Below are 22,695 nucleotides of genomic sequence, written 5' to 3'. Positions count from 1 at the left end.
CAGCAGAAAAGGTCAAGGCCGGGCGAGATGCCCGGCCTTGAGCTGATCGATTACTTGGCGACGACGGCCTTGTCTGGGTTCGGCGGGAAGGCCGGATCGGTCTTCTTGCCGCGCAGAAGGTCGAGTGCGTAGTTCAGCTGAACGTCATCCTTGGGGTCCGGCGGGACATAGGCAACGGAGCCCGAACCTTCGTCGGTTTCGCTCTGGCCCTTGATGTGGCCGCGCAGGCTGGATTCGCCTTCGGTCACCATCTTGCCCTGCAGTTCCTGCGGCAGCGGCTCCTCGACCTTGATGTCGGGGGTGATGCCGGTACCCTGGATCGAGCGGCCCGACGGCGTGTAATAGAGCGCCGTGGTCAGGCGTAGCGCGCCGTTTTCGCCGAGCGGAATGATCGTCTGGACGGAGCCCTTGCCGAAGGAGCGCGTGCCGAGAACGGTGGCACGGCGCAGATCCTGAAGAGCGCCGGCGACGATTTCCGATGCGGAAGCCGAACCGCCGTTGATCAGCACGATCACCGGCTTGCCATCCGTCAGGTCGCCTGGGCCGGCATTGAAGCGGCGGGTTTCATCCGGATTGCGGCCGCGGGTCGAAACGACTTCGCCGCGCTGCAGCAGGGCATCGGAGACGTTGATCGCCTGGTCGAGCAGACCGCCTGGATTGAGGCGCAGGTCGAGAACATAACCCTTCAGCTTGTCGGCCGGAACGGTGTCCTTGATCTTCTTGATCGCCTTTTCCATGTCAGGATAGGTCTTCTCGGTGAAGGAGATGATGCGGAGATAACCGACATCGTCCTCGACACGCGACTTGACTGCCTGAACGGCGACGACGTCGCGGACGATCGTCAGCTCGATCGGCTTGTCGGCACCCTTGCGGATCAGCGTCAGCTTGATCGGCGTGTTGACGGCGCCGCGCATCTTCTCGACGGCGTCTTCCAGCTTCAGGCCGCGCACGGACTGGCCGTCGATCTCGGAGATGTAGTCGCCGGCGAGAACGCCGGCCTTGGCGGCGGGCGTATCGTCGATCGGGGTGATGACCTTGACCAGTTCGTCTTCCATCGTGACTTCGATGCCGAGGCCGCCGAACTCACCCTTGGTCTGGGTGCGCATGTCCTCGGCGTCCTTCGCATTCATGTAGCTCGAATGCGGATCGAGTGAGGAGAGCATGCCGTTGATGGCGTTCTCGATCAGCTTGTCTTCCGCAGGCGGCGTCACATATTGCGCACGCACACGCTCGAAGACATCTCCGAAAACCGAAAGTTCCTTGTAGGTCGAGGATCCGGCCGCTTCTGCCGGCACACCCGCCGAGTAAATGACGCTCATTGCGGTCGCACCCATCAATGCGCCGACCAGAACAAGAGAAGCCCTACGAATCATTGCGTGCCTTTCCAGTGTCTTTGGCGGTCCACCACGGTCGGGAATCGACCGGTTTACCGTCCTTTCGAAATTCAATGTAAAGCGTTGGCCGGTTCGTTTCCAGCGCCAATGCAGTTGCGCTTGCCACTCTTTTCGCGCCCATCACGGCAAGCGGCTCGCCGGAGAAAACGAATTTTCCCTGACGGGTATTGATCGTATCCATTCCCGAGAGAACCAGGTGGTATCCATCGCCCGTGTCGAGGATGATCATCTGGCCGTAACTGCGGAATGCGCCGGCGAAAACCACCAGACCATCCGCAGGCGCCGTCACCACTGTCTCTGGATTGGTGGCGACCGTCATTCCCATGGCCTCGTGCCCGGTGCCGTCGGCGTCGCCGAACTGGCGCAGGATATCACCCGTAACGGGCACCTCCAATTTCGCCTTCAATTCTCCGAAGGGATATGCGGGCGCAATGCGGTTTTTATCGGGCACGCCGCTGTCGGCAAGCGCCTTGGCCTGGGCGCGCTGCTCGTCCGTCATAAGCTTGCGGTTCTCCTCCGCCTGACGGGCGGCAGCGGCGGCATCCCGCACCGAAGCGATCTCGGATTCCATCGAGGCGACCAGGCCTTCAAGGCTGGTCGCCTTGCCTGCCAGCTCCTCGGAACGTTTCCTTTCGGCCCCGAGTTCGGTGGCGTTGCTGCGGCTGAGCTTGTCGTTTTCGGCAAGCAGCAGGTCCATGCGCCGCTCTTCCTCGATACTGTTGGTCATCGTCCCGGTCAGCGAGGCCTTCTCGGCAGCACTTGCGGTCTGCAATGCGGCAAGACTTGCGAGGTCTGCGGCAAGCTTGTCGGTCTCCTTGCGGATGCCGGGCACGACGGCGCCGAGCAGAATGGCGCTGCGCACGGAGGCGAGCGCGTCATCGGGGGTGACGAGCAAAGCCGGCGGCGGGTTGCGGCCCATGCGCTGGAGTGCTGCCAGCACTTCGGCCAGCAAGCCGCGGCGATCGTGCAGGGAGCGGCGGATGCCATCCTCCTTGACGCCGAGATCGGCAAGCTTCTTCTCGCTTTCAAGGATCTGCTTTTCGAGCGTCTTGCGGCGGCTGGCGGAATCAATCAGCGCCTGGCGGATGCTTTCCGTGCTCTTTTCCAGATCGGCAATGCTCTGCTGAAGCGCGCTTACCTTGTCGGTGGAGAGGCTGATCGTTTTCGACAGGGTTTCGAGTTCGGCACGGGTCTGATCACGCTTGGCGGCAAGTTCGGCCGCCGGATCGGGCGGCGGCGCCGGCTCGGCTATCGGCTGCGGTGCGGATTGTGCCGCCTCGGGCGCGACATCCTGCGCCCGGACGATGAACGGATCTGCCGACACGACAATCACCGCCACACCGACGCCGGCCGCGATAGCCGGCAGGATCATGCGGTGTCGCCTGGTGGATGCTCTCGTCATGCGTGTTGGGGCACTTTCTCAAATCGCGCGGAGACTAAGCTGATTTGGTGCACTTTGCCATAACGTTTGCAGGAGAACGGGTGGCCAAGCAAACACGGCTGCGTGACATTGCGACGCATTGCCGGGGTATCGGGCCGACGCATCAGGCCGACGCGGCATCAGACGCGGTGATAGGGGTGGCCGGACAGGATGGTGACGGCGCGATAGAGCTGCTCGGCGATCAGCGTGCGCACGAGCTGATGCGGCCAGGTCATCTTGCCCAGGCACAGCGTGGCGTCGGCACGGTCGTAAAGCGAGGGATCGAGGCCGTCGGCGCCGCCGATCGCGATGGTCAGCTCGCGTTTGCCCTGGTCGCGATAGGAACCGAGCAGGTTTGCGAAGGCTTCGCTGTCGAGCGCCTTGCCGCGTTCATCGAGAAGAATGAGGATGCTGCCATCGGCAAGCGATTTCAGAAGCATCGCCGCCTCTTCACGCTTGCGGGTCTCCGCATTGGAGGCCCGGCTTTCGGCAACTTCGGCAACACGGGTCAGTTCGAGGCCGACGGCAGGGCCGGCCTTGGCGAAACGGTCGAAATAACGGGCGGCAAGATCCTTTTCCGGGCCGGACTTCAGCCGCCCCACCGCAAAAAGACCAATTCGCATTCATCCCGCTCCCGCTCATGCGGCACATCGGGCGCACACTGCGCCACCGGCCGGCTTGTGATGTTTGCCGGCCAGCCAATGCCACGTCTCAGGCGCCGGACAGAATGCCGGCTTGCCTGTCAGTGCCGTGTTTCTTCATCCATATCCGGAGCCGCCCACATCTTTTCGATGTTGTAGAACTCGCGGATTTCGGGACGGAACACATGCACGATAATGTCACCGGTGTCGATCAGGACCCAATCGCCGCCTTCCTGACCTTCGACGCGGGCCGTACCGAGGCCGTCGTCCTTAAGGTCGGTGAGCAGGTGATCCGAGATCGCCATGACATGCCTGTTCGAGCGGCCGGAGACGACGATCATGTAGTCTCCCAGCGCCGATTTTCCGGCAATGTCGATGGTGACGATATCTTCAGCTTTGGAGTCCTCGAGGCTGGCGAGGACGGTTTCTAGGGCACGGGCGGCGGCATCGGCGCCACGTTCCGCACTCTTCGGGATAACGGCGAACGTTTTTCCCTTGGCGTGTACTGTTGTCAGTGCTTTCCCTTTCCTGGAATGACAAACTATGCACAACACAGATCCGATCACGACCGGATCATGGTTAAGATAGGCATCAAACCATTAATGTTTCAAGACATGCTAAGGTACGGAACGGCCGAAAATCCGATCTGCCGTTCGAATTGAAGTATTTGGCTGCTCGGGGCGGCCTCGTGCGGGCGGTGTACAGTTTCCATGCCGCAGCGTAAAGTGCGGCAAATTCCACGATCTCCAGATTCAATGACCGACTCAGCTGCAAAAACACTCGTGCCCGTCCTGCGAATCAGCTTCCCGGATGAGGATCGTCTCGGCCATGGCAAAATGGAACTGCTGGAGCATATCCGCCAGACCGGATCGATCTCGGCGGCCGGGCGGGCGATGGACATGTCCTATCGGCGAGCATGGCTGCTGGTCAGCGAGATGAACCGGATGTTCAACGAACAGGTGGTGGAATCGCAACGCGGCGGGCAAAAGGGCGGCGGCGCGGCGCTGACACCGTTCGGCGAGCAATTGCTCGCGCGTTTCCGTCGGATGGAAAGGACGATGCGCACGAGCCTTGCTGAAGATCTCGCCTGGCTCGAGGCCAAGCGCAACCTGCAGCAGGGCGAGCGCGGCTGATCAGGCCTCCAGGGCAACTGTCTTGATGACGGCGAAGACCGCCCTTCCCGGCCGAAGATCGAGACGCTCACAGGACAGTGTGGTGATCCGGGAAAGAATGATATCGCCGCCGCAATCGAGCCGGATTTCCACCGTTCCGTCCTCGGTCGACGAGATCCCGTCTATCCTTGCTTCCAGGATATTCAGCGCACTGAGCCCCTCGGGCCTTGCGGTCGCCAGCATGACATCGCGGGAGGGAATGCGGATGCGGACCGATTTGCCGGGCGCAAGGGCCGCACCCGGAATATGGAGCTGACAGGATTTCAGCACGACCGTCGATAGACGGTGACGCGCATCGAAGCTTTCCACCGTGCCTTCCAGCAGTGCGCCTGCCTCGCGCCGGTCGGAGGCGGTGGAGGGACGGCTCAATATGTCGATGGCGGGGCCGGTCGCTTCCACCTTGCCGTCGCGCATGACGACGACCTGGTTTGCCAGCCGCGCCACCTCGGCGATCGAGTGGCTGACATAGACGATCGGTATGTCGGTTTCGTCGCGCAATCGCTCGAGATAGGGCAGAATCTCGGCCTTACGGGCATCATCGAGGGCAGCGAGCGGCTCGTCCATCAACAGCAGGCGGGGCGAGGAGAGAAGTGCGCGGCCGATGGCGACGCGCTGCTTCTCGCCGCCGGAAAGTTTTGAGGGGCTGCGCTCCAGCAGCGTCTCGATGCCGAGCAGGTCGACGATGTGGTCGAAGCTCTCGCCGCGCGCCGTTCTCGCCGCGAACCATCGGCCGTAGAACAGATTGGCGCGAACGCTGAGATGCGGGAAAAGCCGCGCTTCCTGGAAGACATAACCGAAGCGGCGGCGATGTTTCGGGACGAAGATGCCGGTTGTGGTTTCGGTCAGCGGCTCGCCGTCGAGGACGACGCGGCCTTCATCCGGGCGGGCAAGGCCGGCGATGATGCGGATCATCGAGGTCTTGCCGGAGCCGGAGCGGCCGAACAGCGCGGTGACGCCACGCTCGGAGGTGAAGGCGGCATCGAGCGAAAAGGCGCCGAGCCGCTGTTTTGCCTCGACGATCAGCGTCATTCCGGGTCGATCCTCCGGCCTGCGAGACGGGCGAGGAATTCGGAGGCGAGCAGGGCGGCCATGGAAATGACGACGGCGACGAACGTCAGGCGGAGCGCGCCGGCATCGCCGCCCGGCACCTGGGTGAAGGTGTAGATCGCCGACGACAGCGTCTGGGTTTCGCCGGGAATGTTGGAGACGAAGGTGATCGTCGCGCCGAATTCGCCCATCGCCTTGGCAAAGGAAAGAATCATGCCGGCGATGATGCCGGGCAGGGTCAACGGCAGGGTGATCGTCAGGAAAACCCAGACGGGGCCGGCGCCGAGCGTTCCGGCCGCCTCTTCCAGCTTGCGGTCGACCGCCTCGATCGACAGGCGGATGCTGCGGACCATCAGCGGGAAGGCCATGACGGCGCAGGCCAGTGCAGCACCCGTCCAGCGGAAGGAGAGGACAATGCCGAAATACTGGTCGAGCAGACTGCCGATCGGACCGCGGCGACCGAACAGGATGAGGAGAAGGAAACCGGTGACGACCGGAGGCAGGATCAGCGGCAGATGAACAACACCGTTCAGCACCGATTTGCCCCAGAAGCGGCCGCGGGCAAGCAGCAGCGCGACGAGGATGCCGAAGGGCAGGCTCGCCAGCATGGCGACGGTCGAGACGCGCAGGCTGAGCAGGATCGCCGTCCACTCCTCATTGCTCAAGCCCAATATGTTCAAATGCGATGGTCTCCCTGGAAATCGAAAGCTTGCGAGCCGAGCCCCTGATGACAGAACTCGTTCTTTACCCGGCGTCATCCTCGACACCCGCCACGTGATCGCCGACGGCTGCCCCTCATCCGCCTGCCGGCACCTTCTCCCCGCCTGCGGGGCGAAGGGGACATGCCGCGCCCTCTCCATTCCCCATCCGCTTTCGCATGGCACGTCCCCTCGCCCCGTGTACGGGGAGAGGGTTAGGGTGAGGGGCAGCCATCGGCGCTAACCGGGCAGCTGCGGCCTTGTGACTGACATCTGCTAATTATCGATCGATGCAGATGCTTAGGGCACAAGCCGGAGCATGATCAAAGAGTAATTGGCCGACTTTGTCAGCTGAAGCCCACCCAAGTGAGCCCTCACGCTAAGCTGTCGCTGTTGATTCCGCAATCATTTCAGGCCTCGATCACTTGAGGATGGTGAAACCCTGCGCCGTGAAGAAGGCGGCGGCCTTGTCCGATTTCAGGAAATCGAGATAGGCTGATGCATCCGGGTTCTTGCTCTCGGCGAGGATTGCGATCGGATAGATGATCGGCGGATGAGAATCGGCGGGGAAGGTGCCGACGACGGCGACACCCTTATCGGCTGCGGCATCCGTCTGATAGACGATGCCGTAGGGCGCTTCGCCGCGCGAAACCAGGGCAAGGGCGGCGCGGACGCTTTCGGCGCCGGCGACCTTGGTTTCGACCGATTTCCAGACGCCGAGCTTTTCGAGCGCGGCCATGCCGTATTTGCCGGCCGGAACCGATTTCGGCTCACCCATGGCAAGCTTGCCGTCACCCAAAAGTCCGGCAAGATCGAAGCCCTGCTTGATCTCAACCGGCTTTGCCTTGTCCTTTTCGGCAACGAGCACAATCTTGTTGCCGAGCAGGTTGGAGCGGGTATCGGCCTTGATCAGGTTCTTCTTGGCGACATAGTCCATCCAGTCGAGATCGGCCGAAATGAAGACATCAGCGGGCGCGGCGTTTTCGATCTGCTTGGCCAGCGCCCCGCTCGCCGCATAAGAGGCGACGGCGTCCTTGCCGCTTTCCTTTGTCCAGGCGGCATTGGCAGCGTCGAGCGCATTCTTGAGGCTCGCCGCCGCAAAGACGGTGAGCTTTTCGGCTGCGGCGGCAGGCGCCGGAAGCGCTGTCGCGCCAAGCCAGAGGCCGGTGATCGCAGCGGTTGCCAGTTTCATCCATTGGCGGCGGTTTTGCATGACTTATTCCCTAGGGTTCGAAATATTGCGAGGAATATAACGGGCGAGGCATCTTGGCTAGGGATATATCCAGGAAAATATAACCGTATCGGGTGCTCGCGTTCGCAGCGGCGCAATGTTCACGCATTCGTGGGGTGCATGGCTTCCGGCGAAAGTCAGATCAGCATGGCGAAAATACCCAGAGTCAGTTTGCCAACCGCAAGGACTCCGGGCAGCGGGGGATGTTTCCTTAATTTTTGCTAATAGAAGCGGCAACGATGAAGCCAAATCCGCCTCGAGATTTGCACGCACTGCATTGCTGCAATGCACCAATCGATATTCATCTTCCTGCCAAATATGGTACAACATACTCATCGAAACGGCTTCTCCTCCTCCCATAGCCGTTCGATAGGGTCGACAACACTCCTCCTCCCAGTTGTCGATCGAGTTTATAAGCCCGACGGATCCTCCCCCGTCGGGCTTTCTCGTTTTCGGGATCTTCTGAAATCAGGCTGGCGCATGCGTCTTGCTGGGCGCGCGGCGCTCTATTCGGCGTCGCCGTGCGACGAGCCGTTGCGGATTGCCGTCGAGCTCAGGCCGGAGCGTGGTCCGTGGATGAAGGTCCAGGCCGGCGCACGTTTCTTCCAGAGAACACGGGCATCATCCTCGTCGACACGGGCGAAATCGAAGGTCCTGGCCATTTTCGAGGACAGGAAGGAAAGCGTCGCGCCCGGCCGATCGATCACAGCGATCGGGAAGGTGCGGGCAATCTCCTGCCATTTCTGCCATTTGTGAAAGGTCTGCAGGCTGTCTGCGCCCATGATCCAGATGAAATGCACATGCGGATTGCGCGCCTTGACGCGGGCAAGCGTGTTGGCGGTGTAGCTGGTGCCGAACGCCTGTTCGAAGGCGGTGACCTTGATGCGGGGATCGGGGGCAACATGCTCGCTTTCGGCAATGCGCTCGGCAAGCGGAGCGAGTTGGTTGCGGCTCTTTAGCGGATTGCCGGGTGTGACCATCCACCAGAGCTGGTCGAGGCCAAGTCGCTTGAGGGCGATTTCGGCGACGAGCGCGTGGCCCTGATGCGGCGGATTGAACGAACCGCCGAACAGACCAACGACCATGCCGCGCTCGCTGTGCGGCATGCGGAGATAGTGCCGGTCCACATTCTCGATCGCTACGTCAGGCTCGGTCGTCACGTCAGGGCCGCGTCTGTCCGGCACCGTGCACCCGATATTTGAAAGAAGTGAGCTGTTCGACACCGACGGGGCCACGGGCATGCATCTTGCCGGTGGCGATGCCGATTTCCGCACCCATGCCGAACTCGCCGCCGTCGGCAAATTGCGTCGAGGCATTGTGCAGCAGGATCGCCGAATCGACCTCGGTGAAGAAACGCTCGACGACGTCAGCGTCCTCGGCGATGACAGCCTCGGTGTGGTTCGAGGAGTACTTCTGGATATGGGCGATGGCGCCCGATATGCCGTCGACGACGGCAACCGAGATGATCGCGTCGAGATACTCGGTCGACCAGTCCTCCTCGGTCGCGGGCTTCATGCCAGGTGCGACCTTCAGCACCGTTGGCGAAGCGCGGATCTCGCAGCCTGCCTCCGTCAGAACCTCGAGCAGCGGCGTCAGATGCGTGCCGATCGCGGCGCCATCGACGAGCAGGGTTTCGGCCGCGCCACAGATGCCGGTGCGGCGCATCTTGGCGTTGACGATGATCCTCTTCGCCATTTCGATATCGGCCGAGGCATCGACATAGATATGGCAAAGGCCTTCGAGATGGGCAAAAACCGGCACACGAGCCTCGCTCTGCACGCGGGCAACCAGGCTCTTGCCGCCGCGCGGCACGATGACGTCGATCGCCCCGTCCAAGCCGCGCAGCATGGCGCCGACGGCGGCGCGGTCGGTAACCGGAACGAGCTGTATAGCATGCTCTGGAAGTCCCGCCGCCTTCAGGCCCTCGACCAGGCAGGCATGGATAGCCTGCGATGAACGGCGCGAATCCGAGCCGCAACGCAGGATGACGGCATTGCCCGCCTTGAGGCAGAGGGCGCCGGCATCCGCGGTGACGTTCGGCCGGCTTTCAAAGATCACGCCGATGACGCCGAGCGGCGTGCGGACGCGCTCGATCTTGAGGCCGTTCGGCCGGTCCCAGGCTGCGATGACTTCGCCGACCGGATCGGCAAGGGCGGCGATGGCGCGGATTCCCTCGGCCATCTCAGTGACGCGCTTGTCGTTCAGCGTCAGCCGGTCGACGAAGGAAGCGAGCGTCTCGGTGCCTTCGATATCCTTCAGGTCCCTGGCGTTCTCGGCAAGAATATGCGCCTTGTTCGCTAGGATCGCATCGGCCATGGAATTCAGCGCGCTGTTCTTCGCCTCAGTGGACGCAAAGCTCAGCGGTCGCGCGGCAGCCTTTGCCTTGCGGCCGATGTCGTTCATCAGCACGTCAATGTCTGGGCTTGGCGCAACGGTATCAAGCATAGCTCGCGTCCTTCTTCTGCCTTTCCGATTTCGAACCGATCTGCGCGGTCATCACCATATCGTCGCGATGGACCATGGCGGCGCGCCCAGCATAACCAAGGATGGCCTCGATCTCCGCCGACTTGCGACCGGCAATCCGACGGGCGTCGTCGGCATCGTAGCTTACCAGGCCGCGGGCGATCTCGCGGCCGGCCGGGCCGATGATCGCCACCGTATCGCCGCGGCTGAAGAGGCCTGAAATGCTGCGTACGCCAGCGGGAAGCAGGCTCTTGCCGGCCCCGAGGGCAACGACGGCGCCGTCATCGACATGCAGTTCGCCGGCCGGCTGCAGCTGCCCGGCAATCCAGGTCTTGCGGGCGGTAACGGGTGTGCCAGATGGCGCGAACCAGGAGGAACGCGCGCCGTTTTCGATTGCCGACAGTGGGTTGTCGGTCTTGCCGGAGGCGATGATCATGGCGCAGCCTGATGCCGTCGCAATCTTGCCGGCATCGATCTTGGTGCGCATGCCGCCGCGCGAAAGCTCGGAGGCCGCGCCTCCGGCCATTGCCTCGATCTCGGGGGTGATTTCAGCAATCGTTTCCAGGAACGTCGCGTTCGGATCGAGATGCGGCGGCGCTGTGTAGAGGCCGTCGATATCGGAGAGAAGTATGAGCAGATCGGCGCCAGTCATCGTCGCAACGCGGGCGGCCAGGCGATCATTGTCGCCATAGCGAATCTCGCTGGTGGCGACGGTGTCGTTTTCATTGATGATCGGCACGGCGCCGATTTTCAAAAGCTGATTGATGGTGGCGCGTGCATTGAGATAACGGCGGCGCTCCTCGGTATCGCCGAGCGTCAGCAGGATCTGGCCGGCGACGATCTCGTCGCGTGACAGGCTTTCCGACCAGGCGCGCGCCAGCGCAATCTGGCCGACGGCCGCCGCCGCCTGGCTTTCCTCCAGCTTCAGCGCGCCCGAGGGCAGGTCGAGCACCGAGCGGCCGAGCGCGATTGCGCCCGAGGAGACGACGAGCACGTCGATGCCCTTGGCCTTCAGGCCTGCGATATCGGCGCACATGGCGTCGAGCCAGGCCTTCTTCAGCCCGGCCTTGCGGTCGACCAGAAGCGCAGAGCCGATCTTGATGACAATGCGGCGGTAGCGGCCAAGCGGCTTACGGCTGGTCATCGCCCTCGTCCCCACCCTTGTCCTCGCCCTCATCGGTGACGACCATGTCGCGATGGCGCAGCTTCGGCACCTTGGCCGGCTTCTCCTCGGTATTGGCTTCGACGATGATGTCGCGCAGCGCACGCAGCACCTCGGTCATGCCCTTGCCGGTGACGGCCGAAATCTGGAATGGCGTCTTGCCGCAGGCCTTGGCCAGTTCCTTGGTCTTCTTCTTCAACTCGGCATCGTCGAGCACGTCGATCTGCGATAGCGCCACGATCTCCGCCTTGTCCGTCAGATCGTTTCCGTAGGCTTCGAGCTCGTGCTTGACCGTCTTATAGGCCTTGCCGACCTTTTCCTCCTGGGCGGAGATGAGGTGGAGCAGCACGCGGGTGCGCTCGACATGGCCGAGGAAACGGTCGCCGATGCCGACACCTTCATGGGCGCCTTCAATCAGGCCCGGAATGTCGGCCAGGATGAATTCGCGCTCGTCGATGGTGGCGACGCCGAGATTGGGATGCAGTGTGGTGAAGGGATAGTTGGCGATTTTCGGCCGTGCGCGGGTGACTGATGCCAGGAAGGTCGACTTGCCGGCATTCGGCATGCCGACGAGCCCGGCATCGGCAATCAGTTTAAGATGAAGCCAGATGGTTTTTTCTTCGCCGGGCAGGCCGGGATTGGCCCAATCCGGCGCCTGATTGGTCGAGGTCTTGAAGTGGGCGTTGCCGAAGCCGCCATTGCCGCCATGGGCGAGGCAGTAACGCTGGCCTTCGACAGTCAGGTCGCAGATCAGCGTTTCCTGGTCTTCTTCGAAGATCTGGGTGCCGACCGGAACCTTCAGCGTCACATCGCTTCCGTTGGCGCCGGTGCGGTTCCGGCCCATGCCATGGGTGCCGATCGTCGCCTTGAAATGCTGCTGAAAGCGAAAATCGATCAGCGTGTTGAGGCCGTTGACGGCCTCGACCCAGACGTCGCCGCCGCGTCCGCCGTCGCCACCATCCGGGCCGCCGAACTCGATGAATTTCTCGCGTCGGAAGGAAACGCTGCCGCCGCCGCCGTCCCCGGACTTGATATAGACCTTTGCTTCGTCGAGAAATTTCATTTTACTTCCAATATTCAGTGGCGGTTGGACGGCCCGTCTTGGCCCATTCGATATAGGCGGTTCCGACGGAGGTCAAAGATTATCGTGAATTTTGCGAGCTATAACATACAGTACGGCTTCGGTCTCGACGGCAGATACGATCTGGCGCGCCTTGCCCGGAGCCTCGAGGGTGCCGATGTCATCGCGCTGCAGGAGGTGACCCGCGGCTTCTCCCGCAACGGTTTTGCCGACATGGTGGCCGATGTTGCAGCCTTCTTTCCCGACTATTTCTGGGTGTATGGGCCGGCCTGCGACATGCATGTCGACGCGGCCGAAGGCGGGTTCCAGCCGGTGCGCGGGACCCGTTTCCAGTTCGGCAACATGGTGCTGTCGCGCTGGCCGATACTCTCGACCCGGACTTTGCTTCTGCCGCGCAGCCGGACGATCGGCAAGATCAACCTGCAGCGTGGCGCAACCGAGGCGGTGATCGCCGCACCCGGCGGCGCGATCCGCGTCTACTCCGTGCATCTCGACCATGTCTCCGCCGACGAGCGCATCCGCCAGCTGCAATTTTTGAACGCGCAAATCAATGCCTTCGTCCAGGAGGGTGGGTCGCTGACCGGGGGTGGTGAATTTGATCTGCCGGAGCCGCCGCTGCCGGAGGATTACGTCATCATGGGCGATTTCAACATGGAGCCGGAATCGCCGGAATATTGCGCGCTTGCCGGCGCTGGCCACGGATATTACGGCCGCGTGGCGAGGATCGGCACGCCGGTCGACGCTTTTGCGACGCTGGAGGCTTACTCTCCGGGGAGCTACAGCTGGATGGATCCCGAAGATCACGGCAAACGCATGCATCTCGATTATTGCTTTGTCAGTTGCGGCCTCGAGGGCCGGTTGAAATCCGCCCGGATCGATACGCAATCCGAGGGCTCCGATCACTTCCCCCTATGGGTCGAGATCGGCGATTGATGGAGACGCCGCCAGTGCGGCGACGTCTCCTTTCTAGTTCTGGAGCATGATGTTGTCCGAAAACCGCGCACACTTTTCGGCACCATGCTCTATCAGGCGACCTTTCGCGGCTGCAGCATGCCCGGCTGCAGCACCGTTTCGATGTGCGACACCATGGTGTTGCGGGCGAAACAATAGATTTCGCCGCAACCGGTCATGCGGAAACCGAGCTTCTCCTGCAGTCGCAGCGAAGCCGGGTTGTCGGCGAAAACGCCGGAATGAACCGGCGTCTCCGGCATGCGGCGCGAGAAGCGCTCGATGATCGCCGCCACCGCCTCGCTCATATAGCCGCGCCGCCAGTAATAGCGGTTCAGCCAGTAGCCGAGGTGCCAGCGACCGTGGCGCAGCTCGATCGAGACGTTGCCGATATGGACGTCGTCCTTATCGGTGATCGCCAGCGGCCAGTCGGGCAGGGTGCCCGAGGTGACCGGGATCAGCCAGTCCAGCGCATCCTGCCGGTCGAACGGCGCGGGTACGCGGGACAACATGCGCGTGACCGCGAAATCCGAGAGCGATTCCGCGATCGCAGGCGCATCGCTCAGCCTGTTGGGGCGGAGCGTCAGCCGGGCGGTCGAGATAACCGGCGCGGGGCCGGGCATCATCGGCCTGACCTCCGGCCTTTGCATCGCAGTCGTGCTCATGCGATGTTCCCCCAGCTTCGGAGGGACATCCAGGTCTTGCGGTCGAGCCTGTACCATTCGACCGGCACGTTGCTGCCGAGCGCCAACGAGGCGGCGAGCCCCGATCCCTGGAACTGGAAGCCGCACTTCTGGATGACGCGGCGCGAGGCAACGTTCATGACCCGGCAACGGGCGTCGATTTGATCGACGTCCTGACGGGTTCTGAACACCATATCGACCAGGGCATGGCAGGCCTCGGTCGTATAACCCTTGTTCCAATAGGGCTCGCCCAGCCAGTAGCCGATCTCGACGGTCTTGCCGTCCGCATGCGGCTCGACGCCGCAGCAGCCGATAAAGGCGCCGTTTTCGGCCTTGGTGATCGCATAGACGCACTTGCCAATATCGCCATTTTTCGTGCGACGCACGAAGTCAGCAGCATCATCGGCGGTATAAGGGTGCGGCATACGCGATACCATGGTGGCGACTTTGGCGTTATTGGCGAGATGGGCAAGGGCGTCGATGTCTTCTTCGTGGGGCGCGCGCATGACGAGCCTTTCCGATAACAAGACAGGGCAATCGGTCCTTAACCGTTCCGGCCTCAGCCGTTCTTCGGAAGACCGCTGGTCTTCCCGGGGAGACCGTGATTGGTCTGCCCTTAACAATTCGCCTTGCATGGTTCAGTCCTCCTTGAGGGGTAAAGAAAAAGGGGAGATGGCGCCCCATCTCCCCTGTTTTCTAGACTGAACCTGATACGGCCAGCCGGGTCGATGAGACGCCGGCTGTTTTTGAGCGCTACCGGCTTATTCCGCTGCTTCCGCTTTCGGCATGACAGACACGTAGACGCGACCGTTGGCCTTCGTTCGGTAGTTCACATTGCCGGCGGTAAGCGCAAAAATCGTGTGATCCTTGCCGAGGCCGACGTTGGAACCCGGATGCCACTCAGTACCGCGCTGACGCACGATGATGTTGCCTGCGATGACGGCTTCGCCGCCGAACTTCTTCACGCCAAGGCGCTTGGACTGAGAATCGCGACCGTTGCGCGATGAACCGCCAGCTTTTTTGTGTGCCATTGGAGTTCTCCTTTAAAACCTTGTCCCGTTGATCTTACTTGGCAGCCACGATGTCCGTGATACGGACGACCGTGTGATGCTGACGATGGCCGCGCGAACGCTTCGAATTCTGACGACGGCGCTTCTTGAAGGCGATGACCTTCTTGCCGCGGTTCTGTTCGACGACTTCTGCCTTGACAGAGGCGCCGGTTACGAAGGGCGCACCGATCGCAGCGTCGGCGCCTTCGCCGATCACGAGCACTTCGGTGAATTCAATGGAGTCGCCAGCGGTGGCTTCCAGCTTTTCGATGGTCAGCACGTCGTTGGCTGCCACACGGTACTGTTTACCGCCGGTCTTGATGACTGCGAACATTTTTTATCCTTTCATGTTCGTTCCAGCGCTCCCCGCTAATCCAGCAGGTGGCTGTCTTTTTATCAGTCGAAGTTAAGCAGGGATTTCAGAGGTCTAATCCTCGAACTCTTCCTGCCGGTGAAGCCCCGCGCGAGCGCGGGACAGCTAAGGTGCGGATTTCTCCAAACCTATTGCGCAGCCGAGATACGCGAGTGACAAAAAGGTGTCAAGGCAAAAGGATGGAATGCTTCGACTTTTCGGCTTGCCAGCCTGTCATTTGCCCGTTATGAGAACGCCCGCGCCGAACAAGCGCCGACCAGACCGCGGAGAGGTGGCAGAGTGGTCGAATGCACCGCACTCGAAATGCGGCATACCTGCAAGGGTATCGTGGGTTCAAATCCCACCCTCTCCGCCATAAGCTTCCCGGGATTATCAGCGCGTTGTGACTGCCGGGATACTTCCATGACTGGCCGGTAGGATCGCATCCATCCCAGGGCCACACCCGCGGTGTTTCCTGAAGTCCAAAGTTGGAAAATGCCTGCTGCTTGCACTGATTCCTGCATGGGATTCATGGCAGGAGACAAATAAGCGGGTGGGACCGTCTCTGGCACTCGGCCAGCGTCAGTTGCCCAGTGCCTTCTTCACCCAGACTCCAACCTCATCACCGCTGCTCATGTCAGCCTGCACCAGCCCGTCGATCATGAAGGTCGGCGAGACATGGATGCCATTTTGCCGGGCATATTTGCAGTGCCATTTGATCTCCCGGTCAAGATCCGGGATTGCGAAGGCTTCCTTCAGCTTGACGCCGCTGTAGCCTTCCAGGCGCTCGATGATCTGGTTCGGCGTCACATCCATATTCGGGCCGCCGGCATGACGCTCGAATTCGAATTCTTCGCGATGGGCGGCGATGGCTGATATCACCTTCTTTGCTGTCTGCTTGCCACCTTCCAGCGTTGAGGCTGCGATGATGCAGCGGACGAGGACACCCGAATACATATGCCAGGGTTGCGACTGCAGGCGGATCTTCACGGTGATCTTGTCTTCGCCGGCCTGGCCGAGCAGTTCGTCAAGCTTGTTGAACGCTCTGACCGAATAGGGGCAAGTCGGCTCCAAAAAGGCTTCGAAGATGCGGGGTCCGTTGCCCCAAGTGAGTGGATCTGCATGCCAGGAAGTGGTCGTCATGGAATTCCTCTCTGAAGGTAAAGCATCCGCAGCGACTTAGGTCACCAGGCTCCAGAAGCCATGCCTCTTGCCGTGTCGACGCTTAAGTTCTGCGACATAGATGTCATGGGGTCTTGTGTTGCCGAAGTCATTGATATGAGGCGCAAGCGATGCGCAGTCCGCAAGATGCCTCGCAGCATGCTTATAGCGGCTGGACCGGCCGCTATCGAGCGCGAAATCGATCATGGAGCGCAAGAGGATGGTTGCCGCAAGCGGATGTTTCTCCGCCAGAGCTTCGGCCGCCGGCGGCATAAGCTCATAGAGATTGCCATCCAGTTCCGCCTTCCGCCTCATCACGAGTTTCGCTGCCTCGGCAGGTGCCGGCCAATTCAGGAAAAATGCAAGTGCCTGGTGGACGTCCGGGAAAGCCTGGGCATAAGCGAATGCCTTCTCCTCGGCCTCAAGATCGTCGAAATCCGGCAGCCGCTTGAGGAAAGCCTTGAGGTGCTCGCCATGCAGCGACTGCTCGAAACATGTCCACCTGTAGGACTGCGCCTCCTCCGCGCGCCCCAGGGCCTCGAGCGTCTCGACGCGCGCGAGCTGCCATTCGAATGGCCTGTCGGCCTGGCCTGTCGTATCGACCCCATTCAGCACCTCAAGTGCTTCCTTGGCTCGGCCGGCCGAGACCAGGCGATTGGCGACGTCGGCCGCTATCATCGGCATCTTGCGCGTTTTCTCAGATTGCTGAGCGATGTAGGCATCAACATCGCCCTGGGCGTCGGCAATTTCCTGCAAGGCTATGCGCACCGTCAGATCTCGCTGAGTGTCGGCGATCTCATCCTCGTAAAGGGGACCTACGCTGCCCCAGCCGATGATCTCGCGCTTGTCCTCCGCCGGCTTGTCTTTCGGCTCCTTGGACCATTGGACGAAGAGGGTCTTTAAGCAATCGAGACCATCCTTGCCGAGAGCTGGCGCCATCGCCGCAATCAGGTTGTCGTATTGGCCGTAGCCATCGTCTTGCACGGCTTTGAACACCTTCTCGGCCAGGACATTGGAGGCGATCTTGGTGGACGCGGCGATTGCGGCAGCATCCTCGCAAGCCTGATGAAAACTTTCGATGAGAGAACTGCTGCTGTCGCTGGATCTCTCAAAGATCGAATTCGCCAGGGCGAGGAACTGCCATATCAGTTCGAAAGCCTCCTGGGGATCATCGGCGGCAACGGTCTCTGTGATCGTCTTGCGCTGCGTTTCGAGATCACTCTTCAGCGCTTTCACTTTGCGCCAGTTGATGAGGGTGCGAGCGCGGGCAATGCTGGCAAGCCGCTTTCGCACCTCACGCGCCACCTCGGCGCTGCCGTGGTTGCCGGCAAGCTCCATTCGAAGCCGTCGCTTGTGGGCAGCACTGCCCATGCTGATCTCGACCAGCAGCTCGGCAAGGCGCGGCGCACCAAGGGATTCGAGATTCTTCGCATTGAGTGTTGTCTTGGCTGCCATCGGTCATCGCTGTCGTTTCTGCGATGACCCTACCCTGCAGGCGGTACGAGGCCAAGGTCCGGAATGTGTGCACGGTATAATCCTTCGGCGCCTCGCTATTAGCTAAAAACTAACGCTGCCTCGTAACGACTCCTAAAGCCGGTTTTGGCACCTTGTTGCCTGTCGAATATTGCTTCCAAATTTCTCGCTGGGGTTGATTATGAGTCATAATAAAGACGCCTGGGTCAGCCAGCGCGCTTATTCGCTATGGGAATCGGAAGGCAGGCCGGACGGGCGCGGGGAAAGCCATTGGGCGCAGGCGCTGAGGGAATTCGAGCAGCTGGAGCTGACGAAGGCCTCGCCTGATGGAAACGATCTCATCGAGAAGCTGAAGGCAGCCGGGCGGCTGATGCGGATCTATGACGAAGCGGCCCCCGCCGTCGAGAACGACCGGCAGATCAAAGTGGCTCGCTAGACCGTGTTGCCACTCCCCTGAGTGCCGAAATATTCAGCGGCATTCCAGGCGGACGACGGGTCTTGCCGACAGGCGTCTTGCCACTTCGACGAAACCGGCATCCAGAAACATCGATAGCGTTCCCGGATAGAGCTCGGCTCCGTTCGAAGCACGGGCTGCCTGATCGACAGGATAGGCCTCGAGACATTCGGCGCCGTTTGCCCGCGCAAATTCGACGGCATGTTTCAGCAATAATCGCGATAATCCCCGCTGCCGGAACGGTTTGCAGACGATGAAGCAATTGATCGACCAGACCGGCCTGTCATCGACCGGAGCAAAGGGTTTTGAACGGCGCAGGCGATCGAACACGACGCGCGGCGCGACGCCGCACCATCCGGCCGGTTCATTCTCGTGATAGCCGAGAATGCCGGGCGGGCGCGGTTCGGCGACGAGGCTTCGGAACCAGTTGCGATTTCCCTCGCCCCATCCTGCCTTGTAGTCGGCATTCGGACGATACCAGTAAGCGCAGCGACAATTCCGGCCGTCGGCGCAATCGTCGAAGACCGCTTCTATATCGGCCAGGCGGTCGGCGGTGGCGGGAAAGAAAGAGAAGCGATCCTGCATCCGGGCAAATTATGGCGCGGGCAGGTGATCGGCAAGCGCTCACCCGTGCCGGCCGATCGGGCGAGGCTGCCCTGCAGCTTGAAATGCTCATTCTTAGCGGCCGACGTCGCCCGGCTGTCGCCGCCGGTCGGCATTTGCCGGCGTGCGGCTCGTCCTGGCGCTACTGGCGTGCGGCCCAGCTCAGGCCACGCCGCAGGATGAGGGGCATATAGGGATGGTCGAATTCGGCAGCGACATGGCCGAGGGCGGAATAGAAGATGCGACCGGCGCCGAAATGGCGCTTGAAGACGACGGGCATCACGACATTGCGGGCTACCGGATCGTAGGCGCCGGTGAAGGTGGTGGTCGCAAGGATTTCGACTGTGGGATCATAGTGGAGGTAATATTGCTCCGAACGATAGTCGAAGTCCGGAATGCCCTCCATGACGGGATCGTCCTGGCGGGTGACGGCGACGCGGAAGTCGATGATGTTGCCGGGATGGGCGACCCAGGTGACGCCGGAGACATAACGGAAAGGGGCGCTTTCCTTGAAGGACGTGGCGAGTGCGCCGTGATGGCCGGCAAGCCCAAGCCCGCCGCGCACCGCTTCGACCAGGGCAGCGGCATGAGGCTTTTCGAGCGTTTCGCCGGTAATGATGGGCACCAGCAGATCGGTCTTCGCCAGCGTCGGAGATCCGAACACGCCGAGATCGCCGGTTACCTCGACGGCAAAGTCATCCTCGCGCAGGAGATCGGCGACGATATCGGCGCATTGCTCCGGTTCATGACCTTGCCAGCCGCCCCAAACGACCAATGCCTTCCTCATTCGCGCTCTCCCTGCCTGATGGCTGCAGACCGTTGATCATCACATGTGGTGCAAGCCCCTTAGATCGGGCCGTTATGCAAATCACGCGAATAATTCATGTTTCTTCCTGATCCGGCACAAATGCAGGGTGGCGGATCGCGCCCGGTCGAGCGGGGATCGGCATTTGACGTATTGTCCGTTGACGCCGATCGCAGTTCCTTCTTTTTATTGACGTGTATCTCGTCTAGGTTTCTCTCATCTCTCGTGAACAATAAGGGTGGTGCATGGCAGGTGAAACGGTTCTTGTCGTCGGCGGCGCCGGCTATATCGGCTCGCATACGTGCCTCGACCTGGCGAACAAGGGTTATACGCCTGTCGTCTTCGATAATTTTTCGAACGGTCATCGCGAGTTCGTCAAATGGGGGCCGGCCGAGGAAGGCGATATTCGCGATCGCGCCCGGCTGGATGAAGTGCTGGCCAAACACAAGCCGGCGGCGATCCTGCATTTCGCGGCGCTGATCGAAGTCGGCGAATCGGTCAAGGATCCGGTTTCCTTCTACGAGAACAATGTGATCGGCACGTTGACGCTGCTTTCGGCGGCACAGGCGGCCGGCATCAACGCCTTCGTCTTCTCCTCCACCTGCGCCACCTACGGCCTGCCGCAGAGCGTGCCGCTCGACGAGACGCATCGGCAGGTGCCGATCAATCCCTACGGGCGAACGAAATATATCGTCGAACAGGCGCTTGCCGATTACGACCAGTACAGGAGCCTGCGCTCGGTGGTGCTGCGCTATTTCAATGCGGCCGGCGCCGATTTCGAGGGCCGGATCGGCGAATGGCACCAGCCGGAAACGCATGCGATACCCCTGGCGATCGACGCGGCACTCGGCCGCCGCCAGGGTTTCAAGGTGTTCGGCAGCGATTACGAGACACGCGACGGCACCTGTGTGCGCGACTATATCCACGTGCTAGATCTTGCCGATGCGCATGTCCGCGCCGTCGAATATCTGCTGAAGGGCGGCGATTCCGTCGCGCTCAACCTCGGAACCGGCACCGGCACGACAGTCAAGGAATTGCTCGGCGCGATCGAGGAGGTGTCGAACCTGCCTTTCCCGGTCGAATATATCGGCCGGCGCGAAGGCGATTCGCACACGCTGGTCGCCAATAACGACAAGGCGCGTGATGTGCTCGGCTGGGTGCCGCAGTATGATCTGTCTGAGATCATCCGCTCCGCCTGGGACTGGCATGCAAAATCCAACCAGCATTGAGAAGGCGCGCCGGCCGAACATCCTGCTGATCACGGCGGACCAGTGGCGCGGCGATTGCCTGTCGGCTGTCGGTCATGGCTGCGTAAAGACGCCTGGTGTCGATGCGCTGGCGCGCGAAGGCACCCTCTTCCGGCGGCACTATGCCGGGGCGGCGCCCTGCTCACCGGCGCGGGCCACACTCTATACCGGTCTCTATCAGATGAACCACCGCGTCTGCCGCAACGGTTCGCCGCTCGATGCCCGCTTCGACAATCTGGCGCTGGCGGCCCGGCGGGCGGGATACGACCCGACGCTGTTCGGCTACACGGATACGGCGCCCGATCCGCGCGGGATGGATACCGGCGATCCGCATCTGACGAGTTATGAAGGCGTGCTGCCGGGTTTTACGGCCCGCCAGCTTCTGCCCGAGCACGAAAGACAATGGCTCTCCTGGCTCAGGTCCCGTGGCCACGTGGATGCCGTCAGCCGCGATATCCATATTCCGGTCGGTGCTGGAGCCGGAGACATTTCCGATGCGTCACCGGCCTATTCGCGCGATGAGACCCAGACGGCTTTTCTGGCCGGCGAGTTCATCCGCTGGATGGGCGAACAGGACAGGCCGTGGTTTGCGCATGTCTCTTTCTTACGTCCGCATCCGCCATTCTCCGTGCCGGAGCCGTTCAATCGAACGTTCACGCCGGGCGAGGGACCGGCTTTTGCGCGCGCGGCAAACCGCGAAGCGGAACAGAACAGTCACCCCTATCTCGCCTATGCCATGCCACGCTCTGACAAGGGCAACTTTATCCACCGTGCAACGGGGCCGCTCAGCGGCTGGAACGCCGAGGATTTTGCCGCGATCCGGGCGATCTATTACGGCATGATATCAGAGGTCGATGCACAGCTCGGCCGCATCTGGCAGGCCCTCAAGGATGCGGGCGCCTGGGACGACACGCTTATTGTCTTCACCTCGGACCACGCCGAGATGGCGGGCGATCATTGGATGCTCGGCAAGGGCGGTTTCTTCGATGGCAGCTATCATATTCCGCTGGTGATCCGCGATCCCGCAAGCAGTGCTGCGGGTGGGGTCGTCGACAAATTCACCAGCGCTGCGGATATTTTTCCGACACTTTGCCAAAGGCTCGGCATCGACGCAAAGAACGGGCTCGATGGCCGATCGCTCATGCCGTTTGTCAGGGGTGGGAGCGGACAGGGCTGGCGGGACGCGGCATTCTGGGAATTCGATTTCCGCGACATTGCGCATGGCGAGGCCGAGCAGCATTTCCGGCTGCGGCCCAACGAATGCAATCTCGCGGTGATCCGCGACGCGCGGTTCAAATATGTGCATTTTACCGCTTTGCCGCCGCTGCTCTTCAATCTTGCCGACGATCCGATGGAGCTCGACAATGTCGCGGCGGATCCGGCCTATGCGGCGATACGGCTCGACTATGCCGAGAAGCTGCTGTCGCTCCGAGCACGCCATCTCGATCAGACGCTCGCCTATACCGAGCTGACGGAAAGAGGGCCGGTGACGCACCGGCCCTGATATTACAGCGCCGCGCGTCTTTTTCAGACGCGCAAAGGACGCTGTAACACTTTGAATCGCCGCATAATTTTATCCTTACATCGATTCCGATTTAAGGAATGATGCAG

General features: G+C 61.5%; 24 protein-coding genes and 1 tRNA gene. 6 read left to right on the top strand and 19 right to left on the bottom strand.

What is annotated here, in order from left to right:
* Window positions 1-50 precede the first annotated feature (50 nt).
* The 4 genes from C3Y91_RS31085 to rsfS all read right to left on the bottom strand — a co-directional run bounded on the left by C3Y91_RS31085 (window position 51) and on the right by rsfS (window position 4,000).
* On the bottom strand, window positions 51-1,373 hold the full coding sequence (locus C3Y91_RS31085; protein WP_017995549.1) for a S41 family peptidase: 1,323 nt from the start codon (window positions 1,371-1,373) through the stop codon (window positions 51-53).
* On the bottom strand, window positions 1,363-2,766 hold the full coding sequence (locus C3Y91_RS31080; RefSeq protein ID WP_075225372.1) for a murein hydrolase activator EnvC family protein: 1,404 nt from the start codon (window positions 2,764-2,766) through the stop codon (window positions 1,363-1,365). The genes C3Y91_RS31085 and C3Y91_RS31080 overlap by 11 nt, the downstream gene beginning before the upstream one ends.
* Before the next feature lie 188 nt (window positions 2,767-2,954).
* Window positions 2,955-3,437, bottom strand: a complete 483-nt coding sequence (gene rlmH / locus C3Y91_RS31075) for a 23S rRNA (pseudouridine(1915)-N(3))-methyltransferase RlmH (RefSeq protein ID WP_011654027.1) — start codon at window positions 3,435-3,437, stop codon at window positions 2,955-2,957.
* A gap of 119 nt (window positions 3,438-3,556) precedes the next feature.
* Window positions 3,557-4,000 (bottom strand): ribosome silencing factor, encoded by a 444-nt coding sequence (rsfS, locus tag C3Y91_RS31070; RefSeq protein WP_003589592.1) that lies wholly within the window; start codon window positions 3,998-4,000, stop codon window positions 3,557-3,559.
* 210 nt (window positions 4,001-4,210) lie between these two features.
* On the opposite strand from rsfS, the gene C3Y91_RS31065 reads away from it, so the two are divergent.
* The gene (locus C3Y91_RS31065) at window positions 4,211-4,588 is read left to right on the top strand and encodes a winged helix-turn-helix domain-containing protein (RefSeq protein ID WP_075225371.1); all 378 of its coding nucleotides are present in this window, start codon (window positions 4,211-4,213) and stop codon (window positions 4,586-4,588) included.
* Here the strand turns inward: C3Y91_RS31065 and modC are convergent, their stop codons facing one another.
* The 7 genes from modC to obgE form a co-directional block, all read right to left on the bottom strand.
* Window positions 4,589-5,656, bottom strand: a complete 1,068-nt coding sequence (modC, locus tag C3Y91_RS31060; protein ID WP_130686940.1) for a molybdenum ABC transporter ATP-binding protein — start codon at window positions 5,654-5,656, stop codon at window positions 4,589-4,591.
* Window positions 5,653-6,354: a molybdate ABC transporter permease subunit gene (gene modB, locus C3Y91_RS31055; protein WP_168251829.1), complete on the bottom strand. Its 702-nt coding sequence runs from the start codon at window positions 6,352-6,354 to the stop codon at window positions 5,653-5,655. The genes modC and modB overlap by 4 nt, the downstream gene beginning before the upstream one ends.
* A 439-nt stretch (window positions 6,355-6,793) precedes the next feature.
* Window positions 6,794-7,585: a molybdate ABC transporter substrate-binding protein gene (gene modA, locus C3Y91_RS31050; protein ID WP_168251830.1), complete on the bottom strand. Its 792-nt coding sequence runs from the start codon at window positions 7,583-7,585 to the stop codon at window positions 6,794-6,796.
* A gap of 524 nt (window positions 7,586-8,109) precedes the next feature.
* On the bottom strand, window positions 8,110-8,844 hold the full coding sequence (locus C3Y91_RS31045; RefSeq protein ID WP_168251831.1) for a nicotinate-nucleotide adenylyltransferase: 735 nt from the start codon (window positions 8,842-8,844) through the stop codon (window positions 8,110-8,112).
* Complete coding sequence (locus C3Y91_RS31040) at window positions 8,765-10,048, bottom strand: glutamate-5-semialdehyde dehydrogenase (protein ID WP_168251832.1); 1,284 nt, start codon at window positions 10,046-10,048, stop codon at window positions 8,765-8,767. The genes C3Y91_RS31045 and C3Y91_RS31040 overlap by 80 nt, the downstream gene beginning before the upstream one ends.
* Complete coding sequence (gene proB / locus C3Y91_RS31035; RefSeq protein ID WP_168251833.1) at window positions 10,041-11,210, bottom strand: glutamate 5-kinase; 1,170 nt, start codon at window positions 11,208-11,210, stop codon at window positions 10,041-10,043. The genes C3Y91_RS31040 and proB overlap by 8 nt, the downstream gene beginning before the upstream one ends.
* Window positions 11,197-12,291, bottom strand: coding sequence for a GTPase ObgE (gene obgE / locus C3Y91_RS31030; protein ID WP_029874660.1), 1,095 nt, complete (start codon window positions 12,289-12,291; stop codon window positions 11,197-11,199). The genes proB and obgE overlap by 14 nt, the downstream gene beginning before the upstream one ends.
* A gap of 84 nt (window positions 12,292-12,375) precedes the next feature.
* Between obgE and C3Y91_RS31025 the strand changes: the two genes are divergently transcribed.
* Window positions 12,376-13,242, top strand: coding sequence for an endonuclease/exonuclease/phosphatase family protein (locus C3Y91_RS31025; RefSeq protein ID WP_168576201.1), 867 nt, complete (start codon window positions 12,376-12,378; stop codon window positions 13,240-13,242).
* Between the two features lie 92 nt (window positions 13,243-13,334).
* On the opposite strand, the gene C3Y91_RS31020 is transcribed toward C3Y91_RS31025, so the two are convergent.
* From C3Y91_RS31020 to rplU, 4 genes are all read right to left on the bottom strand, one after another.
* On the bottom strand, window positions 13,335-13,922 hold the full coding sequence (locus C3Y91_RS31020) for a GNAT family N-acetyltransferase (protein ID WP_168576200.1): 588 nt from the start codon (window positions 13,920-13,922) through the stop codon (window positions 13,335-13,337).
* The gene (locus C3Y91_RS31015) at window positions 13,919-14,575 is read right to left on the bottom strand and encodes a GNAT family N-acetyltransferase (protein WP_018071941.1); all 657 of its coding nucleotides are present in this window, start codon (window positions 14,573-14,575) and stop codon (window positions 13,919-13,921) included. The genes C3Y91_RS31020 and C3Y91_RS31015 overlap by 4 nt, the downstream gene beginning before the upstream one ends.
* A 126-nt stretch (window positions 14,576-14,701) precedes the next feature.
* On the bottom strand, window positions 14,702-14,971 hold the full coding sequence (rpmA, locus tag C3Y91_RS31010) for a 50S ribosomal protein L27 (protein WP_003543909.1): 270 nt from the start codon (window positions 14,969-14,971) through the stop codon (window positions 14,702-14,704).
* 34 nt (window positions 14,972-15,005) lie between these two features.
* The gene (gene rplU, locus C3Y91_RS31005; protein WP_003543907.1) at window positions 15,006-15,323 is read right to left on the bottom strand and encodes a 50S ribosomal protein L21; all 318 of its coding nucleotides are present in this window, start codon (window positions 15,321-15,323) and stop codon (window positions 15,006-15,008) included.
* Window positions 15,324-15,627: 304 nt separating this feature from the next.
* Here rplU and C3Y91_RS31000 point away from each other — a divergent pair.
* Window positions 15,628-15,717 (top strand) — tRNA-Ser (locus C3Y91_RS31000).
* A 206-nt stretch (window positions 15,718-15,923) separates the two neighbouring features.
* Here the strand turns inward: C3Y91_RS31000 and C3Y91_RS30995 are convergent.
* Both C3Y91_RS30995 and C3Y91_RS30990 read right to left on the bottom strand, forming a co-directional pair.
* Entirely contained in the window at window positions 15,924-16,484 is a 561-nt protein-coding gene (locus tag C3Y91_RS30995; protein ID WP_024320518.1) for a DsbA family protein, read from the bottom strand.
* A 36-nt stretch (window positions 16,485-16,520) separates the two neighbouring features.
* Complete coding sequence (locus tag C3Y91_RS30990) at window positions 16,521-17,957, bottom strand: DUF6880 family protein (RefSeq protein ID WP_024320517.1); 1,437 nt, start codon at window positions 17,955-17,957, stop codon at window positions 16,521-16,523.
* 199 nt (window positions 17,958-18,156) lie between these two features.
* On the opposite strand from C3Y91_RS30990, the gene C3Y91_RS30985 reads away from it, so the two are divergent.
* Window positions 18,157-18,411 (top strand): DUF2934 domain-containing protein, encoded by a 255-nt coding sequence (locus C3Y91_RS30985; protein ID WP_024320516.1) that lies wholly within the window; start codon window positions 18,157-18,159, stop codon window positions 18,409-18,411.
* A gap of 33 nt (window positions 18,412-18,444) precedes the next feature.
* On the opposite strand, the gene C3Y91_RS30980 is transcribed toward C3Y91_RS30985, so the two are convergent.
* Together C3Y91_RS30980 and C3Y91_RS30975 are read right to left on the bottom strand one after the other, a co-directional pair.
* Window positions 18,445-19,014: a GNAT family N-acetyltransferase gene (locus tag C3Y91_RS30980; protein ID WP_024320515.1), complete on the bottom strand. Its 570-nt coding sequence runs from the start codon at window positions 19,012-19,014 to the stop codon at window positions 18,445-18,447.
* A gap of 160 nt (window positions 19,015-19,174) precedes the next feature.
* Window positions 19,175-19,819, bottom strand: coding sequence for a ThuA domain-containing protein (locus C3Y91_RS30975; protein WP_024320514.1), 645 nt, complete (start codon window positions 19,817-19,819; stop codon window positions 19,175-19,177).
* 263 nt (window positions 19,820-20,082) lie between these two features.
* Between C3Y91_RS30975 and galE the strand changes: the two genes are divergently transcribed.
* A complete protein-coding gene (gene galE, locus C3Y91_RS30970) occupies window positions 20,083-21,066 on the top strand; it encodes a UDP-glucose 4-epimerase GalE (protein ID WP_018448352.1) in 984 nt (327 codons plus the stop codon).
* A complete protein-coding gene (locus C3Y91_RS30965; RefSeq protein ID WP_168576199.1) occupies window positions 21,044-22,588 on the top strand; it encodes an alkaline phosphatase family protein in 1,545 nt (514 codons plus the stop codon). The genes galE and C3Y91_RS30965 overlap by 23 nt, the downstream gene beginning before the upstream one ends.
* Window positions 22,589-22,695 lie beyond the last annotated feature (107 nt).

The organism is Rhizobium ruizarguesonis, from assembly GCF_012349115.1.
Taxonomy (GTDB): domain Bacteria; phylum Pseudomonadota; class Alphaproteobacteria; order Rhizobiales; family Rhizobiaceae; genus Rhizobium; species Rhizobium ruizarguesonis.
The sequence above is the reverse complement of the archived record's forward strand: the minus strand, read 5'-3'. Positions and strand labels throughout refer to the sequence as shown.